Raw genomic sequence first — 22,335 nt, forward strand, 5'->3', positions numbered from 1 at the left:
TAAGGTACAGACTCAAAACAATCAGAAAAGTATTCTATGAATGCCAAACAAGATTAAACTTTTCGGCTGGTTATTATCTTTTTCGGAGGAATGAACGTAATTTTGTAAATACAATTTGAAGAATTGTGGGTTTACGATGCCTATCAACTCAAAAGTCATCGCAAAAGAAACAACAGATAAATTAAACGAAACGTGAAAAACATTCGTAATTTTTGCATTATTGCACATATTGACCACGGCAAAAGTACTCTAGCCGACCGTTTGATTGAATTTACTAATACTGTTCAAAAGCGTGATATGCAAGCACAGCTTTTGGATGATATGGATTTGGAACGTGAACGTGGTATTACTATCAAGTCGCACGCTATCCAAATGAATTATCAATACGGCGACGAGAGTTATACTTTTAACCTCATCGACACACCAGGACACGTTGACTTTTCTTATGAAGTTTCTCGCTCAATTGCTGCCTGCGAAGGAGCGTTATTGATTGTTGATGCTTCACAAGGTATCGAAGCCCAAACGATCTCAAACCTTTTCTTGGCCTTGAATCATGACTTGGTAATTATTCCAGTTTTGAACAAAATCGACCTTCCGGGGGCGATGCCTGAAGAAGTAAAAGACCAAGTAGTAGACCTTTTGGGTTGTGACCGTGACGAAATTATTCATGCTTCAGGAAAAGAGGGTATTGGTATCAAAGATATCTTGGATGCTATCGTTGAGCGTGTACCTGCCCCTAAAGGTAATCCAGATTCTGAATTACAAGCACTCATCTTCGACTCGGTATTTAACTCATTCCGTGGTATCGAAGTAATTTTCCGTGTATATAATGGTACTATCAAAAAAGGAGATAAAGTAAAATTCGTAGCCACTGGCAAAGAATATACCGCCGATGAAATTGGCACACTCCGTTTTGATAAAGAACCTAAATCAGAAGTAAAAGCTGGTGACGTAGGCTATCTGATTTCAGGTATCAAAGATGCTAAAGAAGTAAAGGTTGGTGATACCATCACACACCGCGACAAACCTTGTTTGGATATGATTCAGGGTTTTGAAGAGGTAAAACCAATGGTATTTGCGGGTATTTATCCTGTAGATACAACCGAGTTTGAAGACCTTCGTGATGCCATGGAGAAATTGCAATTGAATGATGCATCTTTGGTGTGGGAGCCCGAAACTTCTGCTGCCTTAGGATTTGGTTTCCGTTGTGGTTTCTTGGGTATGTTACACATGGAAATCGTTCAGGAGCGTTTGGAACGTGAATTTGACATGACGGTAATCACTACTGTACCTTCGGTAAAATTCAAAGTAAATACTACAAACGAAGGTGAAATTTGGGTATCTGCTCCTTCCGAATTGCCAGATCCTAACAAAATCAATAGTGTAGAAGAACCTTTTATCAAAGCGCAAATTATCTCGAAATCTGATTATGTAGGTTCGATTATGAAGCTTTGTATGGACAAACGTGGTATTCTCAAAAATCAAATTTACTTGACTTCTGACCGTGTTGAGTTACAGTTTGATATGCCACTTTCTGAGGTTGTATTTGACTTCTTTGACAAATTGAAAACTATTTCTCGTGGATATGCTTCATTGGATTATGAATTCAAAGGTTACGAAGAAAGTGACATGGTAAAGCTTGATATCATGCTAAATGCAGAACCTGTTGATGCACTTTCTGCGATTGTACACCGTGAGAAAGCTTACGAATGGGGAAAACGTTTGTGTGAGAAATTAAGAGAATTATTACCTCGCCAACAGTTCGAAATCGCTATTCAGGCAGCAATTGGTCAAAAAATCATTGCTCGTGAAACTGTTAAAGCGCTTCGTAAAGACGTATTAGCAAAATGTTACGGTGGTGACATTTCTCGTAAACGTAAATTGTTGGAAAAGCAGAAAAAAGGTAAAAAGAGAATGCGTCAAGTAGGTAACGTAGAAATTCCTCAAGAAGCATTTATGGCTGTATTGAAATTAGACTAGCATTAAATGAGAAATTGTATTTTTTGAATAACGACTATTTTTCAAAAACTCCTTTTCTTTATAAACGACAAAAGCTCAAACGTATGTTTGGGCTTTTGTCGTTTATATACTACCGATTTAATCCGTATTCACCTAACTTCACTCATATACTTATCCAATCTTTCTCATTCTTCTAGGTAATAATTCCTTCTATCTTGCCAACAATCAAAACCGCAAGCAACATGGAAAAGTTAGCAATAAAAAAACAGCTTTTTGAAAAAGCAATCCAACAGCAACAAACTTTAGTGAATGATATTCAAAAACGTCTTTCTGACTTAAAAGAAAGCATTACATCCTTGGAAGTCGGTAGCTTTGGGGGAAGTGACGATGCTCGAAGAGAAGAAGACGTTGAGGATATTCAGCAAGAAAAAATCCATTTAGCTAACGCCAAAGCAGAGCTAAATAAACTTGAAACTTTGTATCAAGTTTTGCAAATCGATTCGAAGGTAAATGTGGGAAGTATTGTCAAAACAGAGCTTTTCAATTTTATTTTTGCCATAAATATGCCTCAAATCGAAGCAAATGGCGAACGCTATATGCTAGTGTCAGACCAAGCACCAGTATTTAAAGCATTAGAAGGAAAAACTATTGGTGAAGAAGCACAAATTAATCGTCATCATTATACGATAAAGGAGATTTTTTGATCCATTATGTGTTAAACTCCTTTAAGAACCTTGTTCGAGACTTAGTCTCGGACTAGGTTTTGTTTCAGTTTATAAACTTTTTAAAAAAATAAGTCCAAGACTAAGTCTTGAACTAGTCTTGTTTCCCTACCTTCGTTTTCCAGGCCCAAGGTACACTTTCTTCATCACTGCATCACCTACACCAGTCCGAAAATGGCTTTGCTCATAGTAGTTCTGATAAAAACTGGTCAACCCATTTTTTCCCGTAAAATCATAAACTCTTTTAGGAAATAACTTTTGTAATATCGCCAAGTCATTAGGATGAAACTTAACTTGTTCGTACAATGGACTCAGAATTATTTTGTAGTTAGTATGATGCTTTTTGAATATGTTGGCAATTTCTTGAAGCATTTTCTCCTGACGATATTCGATTATCGTCGACTTATCTATCTTCTGCCCTTTTCTTTGATAAAACACTCCCTTTTTTTCTTTGTAGTACTCATCTGGATGTTGACTTACTAAACGCTCTTGAAAAGGCATATAAATTGTATTATTCCGAGTATCATAGAAAATAGGCTTTTCTTGAATAAATCCTTTCATCCAACTCTGGTATCCTAATAATTGATACCCATAAAAGCGAATCCAAAAGTCAGGTTGTATGTATGCTTTAAAAAATAGCCATTGAAAATCTCTCATGGATTCACCAGATACCGCTGGATGCTTGATATAAAGATGCGAATCTACATTGCTACTATGCGTAAAAGTACGGTCGTGACAAATAAGGAGTAGGACATTTTTAAGTGGAATACCCTGCTGATCTAACCATTTGATTTTGGTATAAATCCCGTAGATAGACTCATTTGAAGCATCAAAAAGAAAAGGTTCAGCGTCTTGAGGCAAATACTTTTTCCAACGAGCTGGCTTAAGTGCCATCGTTCTGGAACTCCCAAAAATGAACGAATTGTAATGGTAACGAGGGTTATTACGAATAAACGTTTCGGTAGAAACATAGTCTCTATTGGGAACAATCACAGGTTTTGAAAAGTCCGCATAAGTACGCAATACCTTGAAGGGGTCGAAATGCCAATATCCCAACAAAAACAAACAGCCTACCACAAACGGAACAATCGAAAACTTGAGAATAGTCCTAATAAATCTACGCATGAGAAAGGAAATACCAGTGCCTTAAATTTTTATAAAGCACTGGTAATGAAGTATATTATTTCTTTTTCTGTTTCTTTTCACGAGCCACCATTTCTTTTGGTTTCTTCTCCATTTTGATTGGATAGCCCAACAAATCACGAATTACCACCGAGGCACAAACACCACCAAACGCCGCAGGTATATAAGAGATTGTTCCATAAGCAGACTTCTTAAAGTTGCTGCCATCTGTTAGCATCAATGAATCATCATCGTGTTTTTCTAAAGAAAAAACTGCTTTGATACCCGAACGAATCCCTAATTTACGCAAACGCTTGCGAACTAAGGATGCCAAGTAACATTGTCTAGTATCAAATAAATCTGCAGTTCTGAGCAATGTTGGGTCCACTTTTCCACCTGCTCCCATCGAACTTACGATTTTGAGTCCTTTGTTGTAAGCAGTACTCAATAGTGTCAGCTTAGGTGTAATGGAGTCGATACAGTCCATTACATAATCAAACTGATTTTCGCTCAAAAGTTTTTCTGCGGCTTCTGGAGATAAAAACTCCTTGATAGTTGTTAGCTTCAACTCTGGATTAATAGCCAACAAACGCTCAGTCATAATATCCGCTTTGGGCTCGCCGTGGTTGGTTGCCAAAGCAGGCAACTGACGGTTACGGTTGGACGGGTCAACTACATCACCGTCGACAATTGTCATCGTACCAACACCCGAACGCGCAACAAACTCGGCAGCAAATGAACCTACGCCACCTAAGCCCACTACCAAAACGTGAGCGTTTTGTAATTTCTGAATTCCTTCGTCTCCAACCAACAATTTGGTTCTACCAAGCCAAGCTAAATCACTCATTTTTTATTGAAAATATCTTTTATTAAAATCTTAAAGTTCTTCTCTGATCTGATAATCAGTAGTTCTGTCGGAATTCATGGTTAGCAATTCGCCAATAAAACCAGCCAAAAACAGTTGAGAACCTATGATTATGGCTACCAATGCCAAATAAAACCAAGTGTTGTCTGTGATATTTCTGAAAGGAATATGGTTAGCAATGCTGTAAATTTTATCCCCTATTAAATAAAGTGTAATAAATAAGCCCACCAAAAATGAGAATATTCCTAAACTACCAAATAGGTGCATTGGGCGTTTTCCAAACTTCTGAACGAAGGTAATCGACAACAAATCGAGCAGTCCATAAAGAAAGCGTTCGATACCAAACTTGGTCGTGCCATATTTACGAGCTTGGTGTTGTACCACTTTTTCGCCAATTCTCGAAAAACCATTCCAGTTTGCCTGAACAGGAATATAGCGGTGCATTTCTCCGTAAAGGCGAATCGTTTTGATTACCTCCAATTTATAGGCCTTCAGACCACAGTTATTGTCATGCAAATTGATACCCGACATCCATTTAATGGCCGCATTGTACAATTTAGTCGGAATCGTTTTAGACAAAGGATCAAAACGCTTTTGTTTCCATCCCGAAACTAAGTCATAATCCTCGACCGTAATCATGCGATATAATTCAGGAATTTCGTCGGGACTATCCTGCAAATCCGCATCCATTGTAATAACCACACTTCCTTGTGCCTTTTGGAAACCTACATGTAAAGCAGCGGATTTACCATAATTACGACTAAATGAAACGGCTTTGATACGGGGATTTTGAGCTACCAATGATTTTAACACCTGCCAAGAGCGGTCTTTACTCCCATCATTGACAAAAATCACTTCGTAGGTAAACTGATTTTCATCCATCACACGCTCAATCCATGCACAAAGTTCAGGCAGAGATTCCTCCTCATTATATAGTGGTACTACAATCGAAATTGCTAACATAATTTTGTTTATTAGAAATGTTACCGCACAACTCGATAACGAATGATAGACGGTGTCTTTATCAAAAAATCAAATAATACTCTTTTAATAATGCGCTAAATTGACCTGTATATTGTTCCTGAGCATCTTTTATCAGTAATTCAGTGTCTTCCAGAATCACTGGCTCACTTCCATATTCAACGATAACTCTAAGAATTTTCGCACCTTCACGATGACGAACAATTAATTTTTTTTGAGGGAAAAATCCCTTTGATACGGCCAAATCTTCGAGCACTTTCGCCTCGTAGGCTGGTAATAATACTGCAAATTTACCAGAAGTTGTCCGTAACCTAAGCACCGAATCCAAAAGTTCTTCAAAACTTAAAGTTTCGGTATGATGTGCTTGATTTTTTTGTACCTTTTCAGACTTCAAATGATTCTGATAAAAGGGAGGATTCGACACGATATAATCATATTTTTTATCAGAAGAAAAATCTTGTATTTTTCCAAGAAATACCTCTACCCTATCTCCCCAATTACTTTCTGCAATATTACCTTTGGCTTGTTCAAAAGCTGGTGTATCCAATTCTACAGCATCAATGCGGGCAGTGCTTCGCTGTGCCATCATCAACGACAATAAACCTGTTCCTGCACCAATATCTAAAATATTTTCAGCCTGAGCAACATCCACCCAAGCGCCCAATATACAAGCATCGGTAGACACTTTCATGGCACACTGGTCTTGGTGTATGGTAAATTGCTTAAACTGAAACATAATATTTAATTGTGAATGTTGAATGAGTGAATTGTGAATGACAAACAGGAAATGTTGAATTACTATTTCTCAATAAATAATTCCATATTAGGGCTGTACGAAAGATTCTATTTTGTTCAAAACCGTACTTATCTTGAGCATTTTGCAGTAGTTGCAATTTTATTTTAAAGACAAAACTAATCCTTCGTACACTACTAATTCACAATTCACTAACTCACCATTCAAGATTTATTTCCTTCCATAATCTGCGGGGTTTTCGCCCCAGAATTCAGTTTCCCATTTGAGAACTTGATTGGAATATGTATTATTTTTTAACCAAATTAGAGCTCTGTCGACTAGTCGAAAAAGCTCTTCGGTTTTGGTATTTCGTTCTAAATTTGTTTTTATCGCTTTATTTCTTACCCAACTCAAAGCCGTTTTTGAGTCTGAGTAAATAGGCAAATCAGAATTGTGTTTTTGCAAGAAAGACAATCCATGTACTATAGCTAAGAATTCTCCGATATTTACAGTTCCTTCAGGAAATGGACCCATTGAAAAAAGTACCCTTTTGGTAGAAGTTTCTACTCCTTGATATTCCAAAACACCGGGGTTACCAGAGCAGGCAGCATCTACAGAAATACTATTAGCCAAAGGTTTTCCTACATTCTTCTTTGTTACCGCTTTGGCGCCAGTCGCCCCTTGTTGCACAGACTGCCAGTAGTTTCCCTTAGCAGCTTTCTCGGCTTCCGCTTCTGTATCAAATGATTTGTACTGTGCTCCTTCAAAGCCCTTTACGGCCTCCTCAGTCTCTGCCCATGAAGAAAAAACACCTGTTTTTCTTCCTTTCCACACTGCGTAATATTTTGCTTTTTTTGCCATTTCTCCTAAAAAACCGTGAAGATAATCAATTTTCGGCTTTATCTCGAAAGAATCAACATGCTTAAGCATTTCGGATGTGGGATTTCTGATTTCGGAAATACAGAAAACTACTTTTATTTTTTACAAGATATAGCAAGAAAAAACTCCCATATCCGAAATACTCCCTTCATACACAATTAATTTCAGCTAGATATTCTTTGACTTTTGCTATAAAAAACACAAAAGTGGCGAATGCAGATTTTAGTTAATTAATGTTAAATAAGCGTGCCGAACTCTCACTGCTATTGTTCTTCTAAAAATCACCTTTTAGCTTTGTTCAAAATTTAACACCGTTTACATCATGAAAAAACTCATTCTAACCTGTTGTGTTGCCGCGTTGAGCGCACTTTCTTTTACCTCAAAAGCACAGTTCGACCCTAATACAAAATACTGGCAGCTAGGTGGTTCATTGGCTACTAATAACACCACATTTGGCAATCTTGGAAGGGAGGGTTTACATAGTAACTCCATTTCATTAAATTTCAGAAAAGGGAAATTTGGAGAAAACAATGTAGCAAAAGGCTGGCTCTTAGACTACAGCCTTTTAACATCCTCAGGGTCAACACTTAACACAACCTATTACCAGCATCGTTTTGGAGCAGGCTATTTTGTGAGCAAATTTCAACCTATTACTCAAAATTTAGCCTTGTATGCCGAAGCACTCGGCAAAGCACAATACCTATACAATACCTCAAAAGGAAGCACTGGCACTGATGGCTGGGCAGCAACCATCGAGGGAAATGTTGGGTTACGCTACAGCATGAAAAACAAGTGGTTCTTGGATTTAGGAACTAACGTAGGCACGCTACAGTATCAAAGTATGGGTGATGTAAAGAACTTCTCAGGGGCAATTGTACCAAGTGTTGGCACTTTCAAAATTTCTATTGGCAAGACTTTCTAGAGTTTAAAAGTTAATGGTTAGTGGTTTATCAGTTATTGGTGGATTTTACTACGGTAGGTTTTGCTTTTTATTAAAGTGATTCTATTCAATCTATACAGTCATTTTTGCATCTATCATTTGTTTTTTATACAAAGCAAAATATTACGTTTATTCTACACCGTTTTGTTCATTTAGGATTGTTTCGCACTAAGAAACGAGTATTATAGAAGAGCGCTCTGCCATAGGTAGAGCGCTCTCTTTTTGTTAAAGTTTTGTTAATTGACTTGATATATACTAAATGATTCTTACTTTCGTACAAAATTTTTAACACCATTGACATTATGAAAGCAATTTTTCTAACCTGTTTGACTGTGATACTACTCATGGTCCACAATCCATCTCAAGCCCAATACGACCCAGGCAATAAAAACTGGCTTGTGGGTGGTTCTCTTAGTGGAACTTTCGGAAATTATTTTGTCTCTTCCCAGACAGGACATGTTCAAAATTTGAACTTATACTTCAAATCAGGAAAATTTGGAACCAATAAGGTCTCCAGAGGCTGGTTAGCGGATTATACGCTCATGTGGAATGAATCGGGTAATTACTTTAAATACGGTACACATAGTATTGGAGCTGGCTATTTCATCAATAAATTTCAGCCTCTTAACAAAAATATAGGTTTATATGCTGAGGCTGTAGGTATGGGAAAATACCTCCTTGCTAGGTCAAACCAAGGATATAAAAATGATGGTTGGGGAGCTTCCATACTAGCCAATGTAGGATTGAGATATCATTTTAAAAGTAAACTTTTTCTAGATTGTAGTGCTAACATTGGCTCTGTAAATTATCAAAGTACAGATTTACAGGTTAAAAATTGGGAGACTTTTTCTGTAGGATTATCTCCCTCTATTGGTTCTTTTAAAATTGCTATCGGTAAAACACTCTAACCTAGAAAAATCATGAAAACGTTACAATTTAGCTTATTAGTTATATCAATTTGTCTACTATTTAATTTCTATAGCTTTGGACAATACAGTGAAGGCAAAAAATACTTAGAAGGGTCTTTAGGAATAGTCAGTATAAAGAACTCCACTCAGAGTGATGCTTTATATTCTAACTTAAATCTTACTTACGGAAAGTTTGTAACAAAATCAAAAGCTCGTTTCTGGACTTTTGGATTTAGTCAGTCTACAACAGAAAATGGGTTTGAAAACAAACAGAGAAATTCAGAATATAGATTCTCACTAGGTTTAGGAAATGAATATTACAAACAAATATTTGGGAATTTAGGCATTTATGGAAGGCTTCAAGGAAATCTTTATGCAGGTAATACCTCCAGAACCATTAACGATTATTTTACTCCATCTAACAATCAGGAGAACAACACATTCTCCTCTGGGGTAACTTTTAGAGGTTCTGGAGGTATAAGTTACTTCGTTAGTAAAAAATTAGCACTTGTTGTACCGATTGTAGGTTCAAATTTATTTGCGCTAGAATATAGTCAATCAAAAAATGTAGCAATGATGTCTACCTATAGAAGTAGCATGATTAACTATAGTATTTCGCCCTCTATCTATCTTGATCTGGGTATTGGTATACGGTATGTATTTTAAACATAAGTTGTCTCTAAATTAGTAAATTGAGATTGAGTCATTCAGGATTTTAGCATTAGGGGCATTCTCCAATATTTCATCAAAAAAGCGGTCGGAAAACAATTTCCGACCGCTTTTTTGATGCTACTATACTAGATATAACTTGGCTTAAGACGCAGTCATTGCGTCTCTACTACTAGAATATAAATTGTAACATAATCACTCATCCACTCAATCACTAAATCACTAAATTCGGGATGCATATTTCGCCAATTCTATCAATTCCCATCCTCTTTCAACACTCGAATATCCGCAATCAAATTTTCTATATCTGTGGCTAAGGTACCATTATAGATTCCACGAATTCGGTTTTGGGAGTCTACCAAAATAAAATTTTCGGTATGTAAAAAATTGTTTTCGTCTTTGGCTACGCCTAAATTCTCGTCTGCGAAATAGGATTTTCTTGCCAAATCATAAATCTGTTTTTTATCTCCTGTCAACAAATGCCATTGCGGCAAATTTATATTTTTTGCCTTTGCATATCGTGACAAAACTGCAACACTATCACGATTAGGCATAACACTGTATGACATAATTCTTACTGAACTATCTTGGGCATACGCCTTTGCCACCTTTTGCATACTATCCATCAATCGAGGACAAAGACTTGGACAGATCGTAAAGAAGAAATTGGCAACATGAATTTTGCCTTTGACTGTATTCAGACTTACCTTCTGCCTTGCTTGGTTTTGAAAACTAAAATCTGCGATATGATGTGTGACACTGTCGGAATTCCAAATTGTGGTAAAATCTGCTGTATTGTAATAGGGTATTTTCACCTTCTTTTCTGGCGTTGAACAACCTGAAATAAGCAAATTTAGGAGGACAAAAAGAGTGATTTTATTCATTATAATCCCGTTTGAAGTTTTTCGTTTTCGCCCATACAACCTTTGGCACCTAATAATCCAAATCTTCTTCCTTCGACTACCTCAAAATTGGCTTTGAGCTTTCCATTTTCATACCAAAAACTTTGTCTTCCTGCTGGTTGACCTTGTTTATTATAGTGACATAAGGAAAAAAGCTGTCCGCTCTGATACCATTGCTTGTGCTCACCAACAGGCATATCCTCCACAAAATGATAATCGAAGCGTTTTTGACCATTTCCCCAAAAAGCAATATGATGCCCAAACTTTTGATTATTCTGATAAAAACGTTTCTCTGACAAACGTCCATTTTCATACCATTGTGTTTCCCATCCTTCAAGCTTTCCTTGATTGTAAACTCTTTCCGAAGATTTTTGATGGTTTGGGAAAAAGGTATCGAGCACGCCTGAAAAAGGTTTTCCTTGATAAAAAAGAATATCCTGTTGATATGAAAAAGTCTTATCATCCCACTTGAAATGTGGTTGCGATTTTTCACAAGTGAACAGCAAAATATGACTTAAAAAGAGAAATAACCAATGGTAAAATTTCATAGTCAACTTTATATTAATAACAGTTATAAACTGTTTAAAAAGTAAGTCCAAGACTAAGTCTTGAACTAGGAATTTTGATAATGAAAACCATACATTCACCACTCACCATTCGCAACTTCTACTGACTAACTGTTCCTGCTGTTCCATAAAAACCTGAGCCATTGATATAAGGATCGGCGTCGGTGATATGATAGTGATAAACGCCTTTAGGAAACTCCGCTGTCGCGTGTGAATGTCCATGATAAGTATCCAAATCTGTATTGGATACCGACTTTCCATTTTCTTGAGGTCCATATACTGGAAAACCGTCGAGTAGAAACCCGAGAAACGCTGATTTTCCATTTTGAGTAGTCAAGTAAGCAGGTTCCTGATGATAATGGTATTGCCCTGTCAGTTGAGGATGCCCCAAGTATTGGTCAAAAGAATTAATCTCATTGGTCAAAGGTTGATTGGGTCCAGCGTATTGATTAAAAAATGGAACGCCATTGAGCGACACACCAATGGGACCTAAGGGCGTAGAAGCATGTGTACTAGCTTTTGCAGGATGAAGCGGTATTTTAAACACTAAATTCTGTGAAGATATACGATTGGGGTTCAGGTTAAATTTAGTATTGGTTCCGTTATAAGCTTCATATCTTGCATCTGTTGATTGAAAATAGGGACTTTTATGATTGGGAATACCATTGCATTTAATGACCAAATAATTGCCTTCAACTGTAACAGATAAACCAGAATTCGAAAACTTAGCCTGAACCACAGAAATGTCCACATCCGATGTCGTTGTGGTATCGTCGGGAGTTACCGAGGTGGTATTGTCGCTTTTACAAGAAAACATTCCTATAAAAGCCAATACGAACAATTGCTTTTTCATAGTTTTTAATAGTTAGGGCAAAAGTTTTTTGCCAGTTTGAGTAAACATAAGTTGATGTTAGCTTTCGGCTTCAGTTGAGAGTATTCAGAAAGAATTCATTAGAGCTCTTTAAAACTGCTTGCCTAGTGTCTGACATATCAACTAATAATTCAACATGAATAGTTATCACTATCTCGGTGGTCTTGATACCTGCTCTAGCACTTCGCCAATCATGTCATCGAGCATTTGTTTTTGCTGAGGATTACATATTTTATCTCTTACTTTTCGGAAATGCTCAAAATTGATTTTCTCCTGTTTAGCGATAAGATTTGCAATCTGATTCTGTTTTTGAGTAATTATCGAATCATTTTGCGACAAACCTTTACTATACAAATCTCTTTTGGCTTCTTGTATGGCCTGATGAAGTGAGTCTATCTGCTGACGATGTTCATGTATGAGCACTTCATAGGCCTGTTTTTGATTTTCGTCAAAGTTCAACTTTGACTCCAATACATGTTGAAGGCGCGGACCATTTTGAGGAGCTCCAAACGGCGGATGAGGAAATGGTGCTCCACCTCGGGGATGTCCCATCCAGATAATAACCAGTAAGGCAATATTCATGATTACCAAACCAGCAAAGACCCATGGCGAAATTGTTTTCATAAGTTATTCGTTTAATACATTATTCGTAAATCGATATTATCCCAGAATTTATTCCCAACTCAGTACCCAAATCCGACCCTGACTGTACAGCCTTTGTGTCTAAGTTATTCCATAGTGTTAGCATATTGAGTACTAGTAGAATCATTGCCAGACTCATTCCAACGACCTGCCAAACTTTTGGGATAGCTCCTTGCGTTTGCGTTGCTTGCATTCGATGTTGAATCTTCGCAAACAGAAATGGATTGTCGTTAGCCCGTGCTAAGTCGTCCAAACTCGATAATGTTTTATCTATTTCATCAGAAGATGTTTTCATGCTATTAAAAATCTTGATTATAATAATGTTGTAATTTTTTACGTAAACTCTGATTAGCTCTAAAAATCAAAGACTCTACCGACGCCAAAGTAACCTGCATAACTTCCGCAATTTCTTGATAAGGCAAACCTTCAATTTTATGTAAGGTAAACGCCACTCTTTGCTTTTCTGGTAGGGTTTCAACTTGCTTTATGAGTATGCTAGCCCTTTCTTTATTTTCCAAGGTTATGCCTGGGTGCTCCCAAGTAGGAATATCAGGCATTTCTGAAGAATCAGACCATCCCATAATAGACAGAAAATTCCCCCAGCGTTTCTGCCTTTTTTGTTTTCGAATATAATCCAGTGATTTGTTCACCGCTATTCTATACACATAAGTACTTAATCTAGACTCATGCTTGAACCCTTGAATTGATTCAAATATTTCAATAAAAACTTCTTGCGTTAAATCCTCAGCCTCGCTGGAATTTTTGACAAAACCCCAGCATGTATTTAATACTTTGTTCTGATATTGGTCGACAAAGTATTTGAATGTCAGCTGGTCAGCCTGCTGAAGTTTTTTGACAAGTTCTTTTTCAGTCATAGATTAAAATTTCCAAGTGATTTGGTATTTGGGAATTAGACGTTATATTTAGGATAAAACTTGCGGTTCAAACCTAAAACTTTTTCTATAACCTAAAACCCCATTCGATTAATTACAATCCTCATTTTTGATTTTTTCTTATAATTTTTGAATTATATCACCATTTTAACACCTTTAATCAGATTTTTTTTGCATTTCGTCGTTTTATGAGATAGATTTAAAACTTGTTATTTGAAAAAATCAAATGCTTTATCAATTTTTTAAATTTTTATAAACAACTATTCTATGAGACAGTTCTATCGATTCTTCATGATTGTAACACTACTTTTCACAAGTATTTACGCACAAGCACAAGGTTTGAAAGGTAGTGTAAAAGACAGCAAAACAGGCCAAGGAATTCCTGGCGTATCTATTAGCGTACAAGGACGTACTACTGGTACGGTATCAGATGGTAATGGTAATTATGTATTAAAACTTCAAGCTGGTACCTACACCATCAAAGTAAGTGCAGTCGGTTATCAAGTAGTTACAGAAAGTGTCCAGATTGATGCAAATGGTATAAGTAAAAACTTTAGTTTGGTAGAAAGTATTTCTTCTTTGGAAGAAGTTGTCGTGACAGGTACACGTAGCGAAGGTCGTACTAAAATCGACACTCCAGTGCCTGTAGATGTTATTCCACTTTCGCAAGTAACCAATAATGTTGGACAAGTTGACATTAACCAAATCTTGACTTTCGTTGCTCCTTCATTTCAATCATCTCGTCAGGCCATTTCGGATGGTACTGACCACGTTGACCCTGCTCAATTACGTGGACTTGGACCAGATCAGGTATTAGTTTTGGTTAATGGAAAAAGAAGACACCAATCTTCGTTAGTGAACGTAAATGGTACGGTAAACCGTGGTACAGTTGGTACCGACATGAATGCGATTCCTGCTACAGCCGTTGACAAAATCGAAATTCTTCGTGATGGTGCTGCAGCACAATATGGTTCTGATGCTATCGCAGGTGTTATTAACATCGTTTTGAAAAAACAAACAGGTTTGTCAGGTAACCTTTCAGCGGGCGAATATGTGACTTCTTATGCAAAAAATTATGCCGTTAATTTCAGTAATGGTTTGCCTAAAGATGTATCTGTTCAAGATGGTTTTACGGGACAACTTGGTTTGAACTATGGTATTAAATTAGGAGACAAAGGCTTTTTGAATATCACAGGTGAATATGTTTCGAGAGGTCGTACCAACCGTACGGGTACTTACACGGGGCAGGTATATCCAGCAGTAACAGGTCAAACCGATGACCAAATTATCGCAAGCAAAGGACTCACCCGTGATGCTTTTGATATGCGTATTGGTAACTCTGAAGTAAAAGGTGGCGGTATTGTAGTTAATGGTGCTTTACCAATCAATGATAACCTAGAAGCTTATGTTTTTGGAGGTTATAACAACAAAAAAGGGAATGCTGCTGGTTTTTACCGTTATCCAAATGGTGTTCCAGCTGCAGTTCGTACAGGGGTATTTGCCCTTTATCCAAATGGCTTTTTACCTGAAATTACTTCAGATGTAACAGATTTGTCTATTGCGGCAGGTGTACGTGGTAAAATTGCTAAAAACTGGAACTTTGATTTGAGTAATGTTTATGGAAAAAACATCTTTGATTATGGTGTTCAAAACTCTATCAACTATTCTCAAGTTGGAAGCGTAAGCACTCCACAAACTTCTTTTGATGCAGGAGGAAATACATTTTCACAAAATACGACCAATTTTGATATGAGTCGTAAGTATGGAGATATCTTAGAAGGTTTGAACGTAGCTTTCGGAGCAGAATATCGCGTTGACCAATTTGGAACTCGTGCTGGTGAAGAGGCTTCATACAAAAACTATAATACCAGTTTAGGTGTGGCTGCTGGGGCACAAGTATTCCCAGGTTTCTTGCCTTCAAATGCAGGAACTCACTCTCGTAGCAACGTTGGTGTATATACCGACCTAGAATTGGATGTCACTAAAAAATGGGTAGTTTCAGGTGCTTTGCGTTTAGAAAACTATTCTGATTTTGGTAGCACAGGATTGAAATATAAAGTTGCTACTCGTTACAAATTGTTAGATAAATTAGCTTTGCGTGGTGCAGTAAGTACAGGATTTAGAGCGCCATCTTTACAACAACAGTATTATTCAAAGACAAATACTTTGTTCCAAACCATCAATGGTGTTCAAACGCCAGTAGAAAGTGGTACATTCCCGAATAGTAGTCAGCCAGCGAAAATTTTCGGTATTCCTGAGTTGAAAGCTGAATCTTCACAAAGCTACAGCATTGGTGCTACAGCAGAATTGGGTAAATTGGAAGTTACAGTAGACGCTTATCAGATTGATATTAAAGACCGTATTATCTTAACCAATAACTTCACTGCAAATGGTAATGCTACAATTGCCGCTCAATTGGCTCAAGCTGGTGCAACTACGGTTAACTTCTTTACCAATGCGATCGATACTCGCTCTCGTGGTGTGGAAGCTGTTGTAGCTTATGCCACTCGTTTACCACAAGGACATTCTTTGAAATTTACGTTAGCAGGTGCATTTATCGACAACGAAGTTATCAAGGGCTCTGATGGAAAACCTGTAATTAAAGCGACTACAACTTTAATTGAAACTGGTCAATTAGGTAACTATTTCAACCGTGAAGACCAAAGCCGTATTGAGGTAGCAAGTCCAAAAAGTAAAATCACAGGTACGGTAAATTACAAGTTTGGTAAGTTTGGAGCCATGCTTCGTGCGGTGCGTTTTGGTGAGGTTGTTTATTTAGATCCAACGATGTTGAGCTCAGCTAACTTTGTAGCAAATGCTTTCAATAACAACAACAAGGAGACTTTAGACCAAACTTTTGCGCCAAAAATTACAACAGACTTGACATTAAACTATCAAGTAGCAAAAGGAATTAACCTTGCTGTTGGAGCAAACAATATTTTTGACGTTTACCAAGATATCCATACACATTCGGGCAACATGAGTGCTGGTCGTTTTGTATATTCTCGTCGTGTTCAACAATTTGGATTTAACGGAAGATATGTATTTGCACGTTTGAATTTCAATTTCTAATGATGAGGTTATTTGTTAAGTAGGAAGAGGTTATTAGTTAATAGTATATTGATTATTTGAAGATATTCATAATCAAAATTTTATATCCAAATTACACCTCAATACTGATTATTTATCTTTTCTATTACTTAATATATTAAAATCATAAAGGCAGAATTCTATTTTCCTAGAATATCGCATACTCATTAAAAAGGCGTTCGAAATTAGTTTTTCGAACGCCTTTTTTTTACTACCATGCTAGATTTGACTCGGTTTGAGGCGCAAAACATTGCGTCTCTACGATATGAATACCTGTAAAAATATCTCAAAACTCAAAACTCATCATTCAGAACTATCCTAGTCTTGTTTTGATAATCTTGATAGCAATCGCCAAAAGAATTACTCCAAACACTTTTCGTAGCACGTTTGTACCTCCCTGACCTAGCATTTTTTCAATCCATTCACTTGAGCGAAGTACTATATAAATAAAGATTAGGTTGAGAAACACCCCTATCAAAATGTTGATTTCATCATACTGGGATTTTAAAGAGAGAATAGTCGTCATTGTACCTGCTCCAGCGATAATAGGGAATGCTAAAGGCACAATCGAAGCAGCTTTTGAACCTGAAACTTCTTCCGATTTAAAGATATTTCGTCCTAAAATCATTTCGAGACCAATCAAGAAAATAATCAATGCTCCAGCAATGGCAAATGAATTAATATCGACACCAAAAAGACTCAATATGGATTTTCCGACATACAAAAACGCAATCATAATACCGCCCGACACCAAGGTGGCTTGTTCTGGGTGAATATTACCTGTTTTTTTACGTAAATCAATAATCACAGGAATCGACCCAAGAATATCGATAACAGAAAACAAAATGAGTGAAACAGAGAAAATCTCCTTTAAATTGAAATTCATGATTTGGTAAGGGTTTAGTTGATGAAAAAGTAGAAGTAATATTTTAGGTTTCGGCTGTGGGCTATGAGCACTCGGCAATATATTCTTTATGAAATGTTTAATACATTTTTGCCTATTGCCTACAGTGTATGGCACAATTTTTTTTAAACTGTTACAACCGCTTTGTTGGGTAAATGTAATAACAGCTGTTCGCGCAACGCTAAACGGTCAGCCTCAGAAATCGCAGGAAAATTGGCGATACGAAAGGTGCTATCTTTCCATGCACCATAGCCATTGCCCAAGGTAATACCTTGCGATTCCATAATTTGCTTGATATGTTTGACTACAGCTGGTTGAGCTTCAATAGCCAATACCGTATCCGAACGTAATTCAGGATTGTGCACTAAAGGCTTTACACCACCATGTGTTAGATCGGTATCAAAATGTTCTTCAAAAAAATCGTACCATTCTTTTGCTTGAGCCTCTATCCGTGCGGAAGTTTCTGAAATATCTGGTATTTGCTCTAAAATCTTTGATAACAAATAGATTTCCAGCACATTGGGTGTATAATGAGTCTGATATTTTTTGAAATTATCATTCATAAACAACAAACTATTATAGTATTTTCGATCTCCAATCGATTCCGCATGTTGCAATGCTCTGGGTGAACATACCATTACGGCCATACCTGCGGGTAAACCAAAACATTTTTGCACAGAAGCAAACCAAATATCTGCTGTTTGCCAATCTAATGCCACACCTGCCATCGACGAAGTCGCATCTACGGCAATAAGAGCGTCAGGGTATTTTGCTAAAATAGTATTCCATTGCTTCAAATGAGTCCCGTTAGAGGTTTCATTGTGAGTCAAACACACCACATCAGCATCGGAGTCTGGCAATAATATCTCTTCTATCGACTGTTCATAATCATACACAACTCTTGTTACTTGTGGTAAAATACGTCCTGCATATTCAGCCCATTTGTCGCCAAACGCTCCATTGTACAGATGTAAACTATGACGTTGAGTGAGCGATTGGGCAATAATTTCCCAAACCTCCGTAGCAGAGGATACAAAATAAATGGTATAATCTTCGGGAATATGTAGTTTTTGGTGAAGTAAATCGATAGCCGAGCGGGTAATCTGCATACAAGTCTGACTACGGTGATTGATACTAAGCACGCCCTCGTCAAAGGCTTGTTTGAGATAATGCTCAACCACTGGATAAACTTTGGAAGGTCCTGGATAAAATGTAATCATCGTAGTAAGGCCGTTAGTGTGGAGAATTGGGAGTTCAAACAAATTTGACCATTTCGGATATCGGATGTTAGATTTCGGAAGTTTAAAGCACTTTTTAAATTTCCGAAATCAGCAATCTCAAATCCGAAATAGTTCAAAACCAGTCGTGCAATCCTAATGTGAATCCATGAGTGATGAGTTTGGAATTCATCACTCCTATTTTCCATTATAAAAATGTTTGGATAGCAAAATCGTATCCTCTTAAGCCAAAGCCAATGATAATTCCGATACAATTTTTGCTCAAAAAACTATGGTGACGGTACTCTTCACGAGCATGTACATTTGAAATATGTACCTCTACCGTTGGCGTTTTTACTGCTGCAATAGCATCTGCTAAGGCAATAGACGTGTGTGTTAGTCCGCCCGCATTCAAAACGATTCCATCAAAAGTAAAACCTACCTCGTGGATTTTGTCGATTAAAGCACCTTCATGATTTGACTGAAAATAGTGCAAATCTACAGGACCTTCATACTTGTCTCTTAGTATTTCAAAATACTGCTCAAATGTTTGGTGACCGTATATCTCTGGCTCACGTTTTCCTAACAAGTTCAAGTTAGGACCATTCACGATTAAAATCTGCTTTTTTGTCACAACAGTATCAATTTAAAGTTAAAAATGTAATCAGGCCTTGAAAAAGCTCCATCCAACCCGCCTGACTCTACGAATATGCCAAATATTGATTAGCTTCGCAAAATACAAGTAAAATTATACCCTAAAAACAAAGCCTCAAACTCGCTAGTTCATCAGTACCGCTTTGTTTTTAATGTATGTTTAAATATTATAAAATAGAGAGTTTGTGTTTACTTTTATGAAATCCTATTGTTTGAGCCGCAGGCGAGGTGGGTCGCCACTCCGATTAGGATTTCTTGACTTTCTTTTGCGGCCGCCGCTGCGGTTACTTTTCTTGTGTCAAGACAAGAAAAGTAAGGAGCGGCGAATGGAATTTTTGTTTTCCTTATGAGAACCAAATATTTTTTAAAACATACTATTACTTATTTTGGAAGTATCAAGATGTGGCAAATTTATATAAAAAACTTCAAAAACTACCTTACACTCGAAAGGGCACTTTCAGAGAACTCCATTGAGGCGTATATCCGTGACGTTAGCAAATTCTGGGAATATCTTGAAATCACTCACGAAGACGCCCCGTCAGTAACGGAGGTAAGCGACAAGCATATCTTCAGCTTTTTTCAGTATATCGACGAATTAGGACTAGAAGCCACTTCTCAAGCCCGTATGTTGTCGGGACTTAAAGCTTTCTATAAATACCTTGAAGTAGAGGACGTTATCAAACAAGACCCAACACTTTTGATAGCCCCGCCCAAAGTTGGTCGAAAATTACCTTCTACTCTCAGCTATCCCGAAATTGTTCAAATGCTGGAGACCATCGACCTCTCCACACCTGAAGGTACTCGCAATAGAGCAATGCTAGAAGTATTGTACAGCTCAGGGCTTCGTGTGTCGGAACTGGTAGACTTAAAAATTTCAGAGTGCTATTTTGATATTGGTTTTATCAGAGTTCGAGGCAAAGGAGATAAAGTAAGGTTAGTGCCAATCGGCAGAGATGCCATGCACTACACCCAGATTTACATGGAAGAAATCAGAAAGCATCAGCCGATTCAGACTGATTTTTCTGACCATCTTTTTTTAAATCGCCGAGGAAAAAACCTTACCAGAGTGATGGTGTTTTTGATTATCAAAGATCTAGCCATGATGGCAGGTATTCAGAAAAATATCAGTCCCCACACCTTTCGGCATTCTTTTGCAACCCATTTGATTGAAGGTGGCGCTGATTTGAGGGCTATCCAAGAAATGTTGGGCCATTCAAGCATTACAACCACCGAAATATACACACACCTCGACCGAGCCTATCTACAACAAACCATTGTAGATTTCCATCCGAGGAATAGAGGGTTTAGGTAAGGGGCTTATTCTAGGTATTTCGCCTTACTTACAATTAAGTTTGTATTTTTATCATTTTAGAAAACTTAAACTATTACGACACTATGACTACCAATTGGTTCAAAGCACCCTACTTAAATTGTCAGGATTTTTATTTTTTACCTAACGGGAAAGCTCAAATACAAGTAGATGGAAAATGGGGTCTGCTTGATGAAAATGGAGATTTTTTAGAAGAATGTACAAGTAGTCATCCAATGCATGTACTTAAATTAACCCCTGTACAGGACACAAATGGGAAATGGGGCTTAATAGATTTACAAAAAAAGTTAATTATCCCTTATGAATATGACCGAATTTATAAAATGTTTTCATCATTCTATCACTTAGAAAAAGATAATTATGTCCTTTTGGCCGATTTAGATGGAAATATATTAAAAACAGAATATAAAATTCGATTTTTTAGTAATACTGACTTTTCAGATGGATTAATCGGTGCAGTGGCTTGGATTAATGAAAGTAGAGATAACGCCTACGGTTACATTGATGAAAGTGGGAACACTATAATCCCCTTTATCTATGACACAAGTGGTCATATTGGAGAGTTTACTAATGGGTTAGCCCCTGTATGTATTTCAGACGAAACACCTGCTATCGCGTGGAAGACAATTTTTATCGATAAAAACAATAATACTGTTTTTAGATGTCCAGAAAATTGGTCAAATGTTCATTTTGATGGGGAAATAGGCTTCGCATACCTGTGGGACAAAAAAAACTATTCATTTTTTGATAAGAATTTCAACATTATCAAAGATACAACTTATGATTCTGTCCAATTTTATCATGAGTTTATTTTGGTAAGGTGTTCTGAGACACAAAAATGCTCATTATTAAATAGAAACTTAGAAGCACTTGTATCTCCAGAATTTGATTCTTTAATACCACTGGACTCTAATTATTTAAAGGTGTACAATTTCTGCTTTAAAAAAACATATAAACTGCCACGAAAACAATGGAGTTCTGAAAATGTATATATTTTACATGGCGTATATAGTATCTCAGATCAACGTCTTACTGTACCACTTGAATATGATTGGATAGAAGATATGAATGAAGGGTTTGTAAGGGTATCATCTGGAGGTAAATTGGGGTATGTTAAATACAGTGGAGAACCTGTTACGCCCATAATATTTGAAGCTGTTAAAATAGTTTTCAAAAATAGAGCGTGGGTCAAACTCGATAATAAATGGGGCATAATAGATTTATCAGACCATTAGACCCTGATTTTAAGAACTTAATGATATTTTTTTCACTGCCCATGTTGGAGATAACTCCACCATGGGCAGTTTAGTTGTAGCTGTGCTAACATCTCCACATCAAAAAATACATTTTCCTCCTCCAACTGGGTATATTTCCAACTTTTTGGACTCTATAAAGATAGAAAATGCGCGGAGTGCCCTAAGGCATGACAGTATTTCTTACGAACAACCATAATTTTAATCCCAGACCAAGAAACTTTTGGCTTTTGAG

The 22,335-nt window shown here is 37.0% G+C and carries 22 protein-coding genes; 8 read left to right on the plus strand and 14 right to left on the minus strand.

Annotated elements, in window-relative coordinates:
• The first annotated feature begins 192 nt into the window (after nt 1-192).
• Together lepA and QM524_RS09950 are read left to right on the plus strand one after the other, a co-directional pair.
• On the plus strand, nt 193-1,980 hold the full coding sequence (gene lepA, locus QM524_RS09945; protein WP_095163976.1) for a translation elongation factor 4: 1,788 nt from the start codon (nt 193-195) through the stop codon (nt 1,978-1,980).
• A 221-nt stretch (nt 1,981-2,201) separates the two neighbouring features.
• A complete protein-coding gene (locus QM524_RS09950; RefSeq protein WP_283344456.1) occupies nt 2,202-2,663 on the plus strand; it encodes a hypothetical protein in 462 nt (153 codons plus the stop codon).
• Between the two features lie 126 nt (nt 2,664-2,789).
• On the opposite strand, the gene QM524_RS09955 is transcribed toward QM524_RS09950, so the two are convergent.
• The 5 genes from QM524_RS09955 to QM524_RS09975 all read right to left on the minus strand — a co-directional run bounded on the left by QM524_RS09955 (nt 2,790) and on the right by QM524_RS09975 (nt 7,312).
• Nucleotides 2,790-3,806, minus strand: coding sequence for a hypothetical protein (locus tag QM524_RS09955; RefSeq protein ID WP_283344457.1), 1,017 nt, complete (start codon nt 3,804-3,806; stop codon nt 2,790-2,792).
• A 55-nt stretch (nt 3,807-3,861) separates the two neighbouring features.
• Nucleotides 3,862-4,650 carry a tRNA threonylcarbamoyladenosine dehydratase gene (locus tag QM524_RS09960; RefSeq protein ID WP_166549481.1) on the minus strand — a complete coding sequence of 263 codons (789 nt, stop codon included), beginning with the start codon at nt 4,648-4,650 and terminating at the stop codon, nt 3,862-3,864.
• A 30-nt stretch (nt 4,651-4,680) separates the two neighbouring features.
• Entirely contained in the window at nt 4,681-5,631 is a 951-nt protein-coding gene (locus tag QM524_RS09965; protein ID WP_283344458.1) for a glycosyltransferase family 2 protein, read from the minus strand.
• Nucleotides 5,632-5,692: 61 nt separating this feature from the next.
• Nucleotides 5,693-6,385, minus strand: coding sequence for a tRNA1(Val) (adenine(37)-N6)-methyltransferase (locus tag QM524_RS09970; RefSeq protein ID WP_283344459.1), 693 nt, complete (start codon nt 6,383-6,385; stop codon nt 5,693-5,695).
• Between the two features lie 228 nt (nt 6,386-6,613).
• On the minus strand, nt 6,614-7,312 hold the full coding sequence (locus QM524_RS09975; protein WP_310586446.1) for a ribonuclease H family protein: 699 nt from the start codon (nt 7,310-7,312) through the stop codon (nt 6,614-6,616).
• 271 nt (nt 7,313-7,583) lie between these two features.
• Here QM524_RS09975 and QM524_RS09980 point away from each other — a divergent pair, with 271 nt between their 5' ends.
• The 3 genes from QM524_RS09980 to QM524_RS09990 all read left to right on the plus strand — a co-directional run bounded on the left by QM524_RS09980 (nt 7,584) and on the right by QM524_RS09990 (nt 9,775).
• Entirely contained in the window at nt 7,584-8,183 is a 600-nt protein-coding gene (locus QM524_RS09980) for a hypothetical protein (protein ID WP_283344460.1), read from the plus strand.
• Between the two features lie 350 nt (nt 8,184-8,533).
• On the plus strand, nt 8,534-9,109 hold the full coding sequence (locus tag QM524_RS09985) for a hypothetical protein (RefSeq protein WP_283344461.1): 576 nt from the start codon (nt 8,534-8,536) through the stop codon (nt 9,107-9,109).
• A 12-nt stretch (nt 9,110-9,121) separates the two neighbouring features.
• Nucleotides 9,122-9,775 (plus strand): hypothetical protein, encoded by a 654-nt coding sequence (locus QM524_RS09990; RefSeq protein ID WP_283344462.1) that lies wholly within the window; start codon nt 9,122-9,124, stop codon nt 9,773-9,775.
• Nucleotides 9,776-10,032: 257 nt separating this feature from the next.
• On the opposite strand, the gene QM524_RS09995 is transcribed toward QM524_RS09990, so the two are convergent.
• The 6 genes from QM524_RS09995 to QM524_RS10020 all read right to left on the minus strand — a co-directional run bounded on the left by QM524_RS09995 (nt 10,033) and on the right by QM524_RS10020 (nt 13,634).
• Complete coding sequence (locus tag QM524_RS09995) at nt 10,033-10,662, minus strand: SCO family protein (RefSeq protein ID WP_283344463.1); 630 nt, start codon at nt 10,660-10,662, stop codon at nt 10,033-10,035.
• Entirely contained in the window at nt 10,662-11,228 is a 567-nt protein-coding gene (locus tag QM524_RS10000) for a toxin-antitoxin system YwqK family antitoxin (RefSeq protein ID WP_095163966.1), read from the minus strand. Before QM524_RS10000 ends, QM524_RS09995 begins: the two co-directional genes overlap by 1 nt.
• Before the next feature lie 118 nt (nt 11,229-11,346).
• Nucleotides 11,347-12,099 (minus strand): YHYH protein, encoded by a 753-nt coding sequence (locus QM524_RS10005; RefSeq protein WP_283344464.1) that lies wholly within the window; start codon nt 12,097-12,099, stop codon nt 11,347-11,349.
• Between the two features lie 168 nt (nt 12,100-12,267).
• Nucleotides 12,268-12,741, minus strand: a complete 474-nt coding sequence (locus tag QM524_RS10010) for a Spy/CpxP family protein refolding chaperone (protein WP_283344465.1) — start codon at nt 12,739-12,741, stop codon at nt 12,268-12,270.
• Between the two features lie 19 nt (nt 12,742-12,760).
• Nucleotides 12,761-13,054: a hypothetical protein gene (locus QM524_RS10015; RefSeq protein ID WP_283344466.1), complete on the minus strand. Its 294-nt coding sequence runs from the start codon at nt 13,052-13,054 to the stop codon at nt 12,761-12,763.
• A gap of 4 nt (nt 13,055-13,058) precedes the next feature.
• On the minus strand, nt 13,059-13,634 hold the full coding sequence (locus QM524_RS10020) for an RNA polymerase sigma factor (RefSeq protein WP_166580377.1): 576 nt from the start codon (nt 13,632-13,634) through the stop codon (nt 13,059-13,061).
• 285 nt (nt 13,635-13,919) lie between these two features.
• Between QM524_RS10020 and QM524_RS10025 the strand changes: the two genes are divergently transcribed.
• On the plus strand, nt 13,920-16,724 hold the full coding sequence (locus QM524_RS10025; protein WP_283344467.1) for a TonB-dependent receptor: 2,805 nt from the start codon (nt 13,920-13,922) through the stop codon (nt 16,722-16,724).
• Between the two features lie 331 nt (nt 16,725-17,055).
• Here the strand turns inward: QM524_RS10025 and QM524_RS10030 are convergent, their stop codons facing one another.
• The 3 genes from QM524_RS10030 to aroQ form a co-directional block, all read right to left on the minus strand.
• Entirely contained in the window at nt 17,056-17,628 is a 573-nt protein-coding gene (locus QM524_RS10030; RefSeq protein ID WP_166549495.1) for a MarC family protein, read from the minus strand.
• Nucleotides 17,629-17,771: 143 nt separating this feature from the next.
• A complete protein-coding gene (locus QM524_RS10035) occupies nt 17,772-18,866 on the minus strand; it encodes an aminotransferase class V-fold PLP-dependent enzyme (RefSeq protein ID WP_283344468.1) in 1,095 nt (364 codons plus the stop codon).
• Nucleotides 18,867-19,071: 205 nt separating this feature from the next.
• Nucleotides 19,072-19,497 (minus strand): type II 3-dehydroquinate dehydratase, encoded by a 426-nt coding sequence (gene aroQ / locus QM524_RS10040; protein ID WP_166580443.1) that lies wholly within the window; start codon nt 19,495-19,497, stop codon nt 19,072-19,074.
• A 420-nt stretch (nt 19,498-19,917) separates the two neighbouring features.
• On the opposite strand from aroQ, the gene xerD reads away from it, so the two are divergent.
• Entirely contained in the window at nt 19,918-20,829 is a 912-nt protein-coding gene (xerD, locus tag QM524_RS10045) for a site-specific tyrosine recombinase XerD (protein ID WP_283344606.1), read from the plus strand.
• Between the two features lie 83 nt (nt 20,830-20,912).
• Nucleotides 20,913-22,082: a WG repeat-containing protein gene (locus QM524_RS10050; RefSeq protein ID WP_283344469.1), complete on the plus strand. Its 1,170-nt coding sequence runs from the start codon at nt 20,913-20,915 to the stop codon at nt 22,080-22,082.
• Nucleotides 22,083-22,335: the final 253 nt, after the last annotated feature.

Origin of the sequence: Flectobacillus roseus (assembly GCF_030056595.1) — a bacterium.
GTDB classification, from domain to species: domain Bacteria; phylum Bacteroidota; class Bacteroidia; order Cytophagales; family Spirosomataceae; genus Flectobacillus; species Flectobacillus roseus.

Coding starts and splice junctions, on each gene's coding strand:
- QM524_RS09950 (WP_283344456.1), top strand. CDS start 2,202: ATGGAAAAGTTAGCAATAAAAAAACAGCTTTTTGAAAAAGCAATCCAA.
- QM524_RS09955 (WP_283344457.1), bottom strand. CDS start 3,806: ATGCGTAGATTTATTAGGACTATTCTCAAGTTTTCGATTGTTCCGTTT.
- QM524_RS09960 (WP_166549481.1), bottom strand. CDS start 4,650: ATGAGTGATTTAGCTTGGCTTGGTAGAACCAAATTGTTGGTTGGAGAC.
- QM524_RS09965 (WP_283344458.1), bottom strand. CDS start 5,631: ATGTTAGCAATTTCGATTGTAGTACCACTATATAATGAGGAGGAATCT.
- QM524_RS09970 (WP_283344459.1), bottom strand. CDS start 6,385: ATGTTTCAGTTTAAGCAATTTACCATACACCAAGACCAGTGTGCCATG.
- QM524_RS09975 (WP_310586446.1), bottom strand. CDS start 7,312: ATGCTTAAGCATGTTGATTCTTTCGAGATAAAGCCGAAAATTGATTAT.
- QM524_RS09980 (WP_283344460.1), top strand. CDS start 7,584: ATGAAAAAACTCATTCTAACCTGTTGTGTTGCCGCGTTGAGCGCACTT.
- QM524_RS09990 (WP_283344462.1), top strand. CDS start 9,122: ATGAAAACGTTACAATTTAGCTTATTAGTTATATCAATTTGTCTACTA.
- QM524_RS09995 (WP_283344463.1), bottom strand. CDS start 10,662: ATGAATAAAATCACTCTTTTTGTCCTCCTAAATTTGCTTATTTCAGGT.
- QM524_RS10000 (WP_095163966.1), bottom strand. CDS start 11,228: ATGAAATTTTACCATTGGTTATTTCTCTTTTTAAGTCATATTTTGCTG.
- QM524_RS10005 (WP_283344464.1), bottom strand. CDS start 12,099: ATGAAAAAGCAATTGTTCGTATTGGCTTTTATAGGAATGTTTTCTTGT.
- QM524_RS10010 (WP_283344465.1), bottom strand. CDS start 12,741: ATGAAAACAATTTCGCCATGGGTCTTTGCTGGTTTGGTAATCATGAAT.
- QM524_RS10015 (WP_283344466.1), bottom strand. CDS start 13,054: ATGAAAACATCTTCTGATGAAATAGATAAAACATTATCGAGTTTGGAC.
- QM524_RS10020 (WP_166580377.1), bottom strand. CDS start 13,634: ATGACTGAAAAAGAACTTGTCAAAAAACTTCAGCAGGCTGACCAGCTG.
- QM524_RS10025 (WP_283344467.1), top strand. CDS start 13,920: ATGAGACAGTTCTATCGATTCTTCATGATTGTAACACTACTTTTCACA.
- QM524_RS10030 (WP_166549495.1), bottom strand. CDS start 17,628: ATGAATTTCAATTTAAAGGAGATTTTCTCTGTTTCACTCATTTTGTTT.
- QM524_RS10035 (WP_283344468.1), bottom strand. CDS start 18,866: ATGATTACATTTTATCCAGGACCTTCCAAAGTTTATCCAGTGGTTGAG.
- xerD (WP_283344606.1), top strand. CDS start 19,918: ATGTGGCAAATTTATATAAAAAACTTCAAAAACTACCTTACACTCGAA.
- QM524_RS10050 (WP_283344469.1), top strand. CDS start 20,913: ATGACTACCAATTGGTTCAAAGCACCCTACTTAAATTGTCAGGATTTT.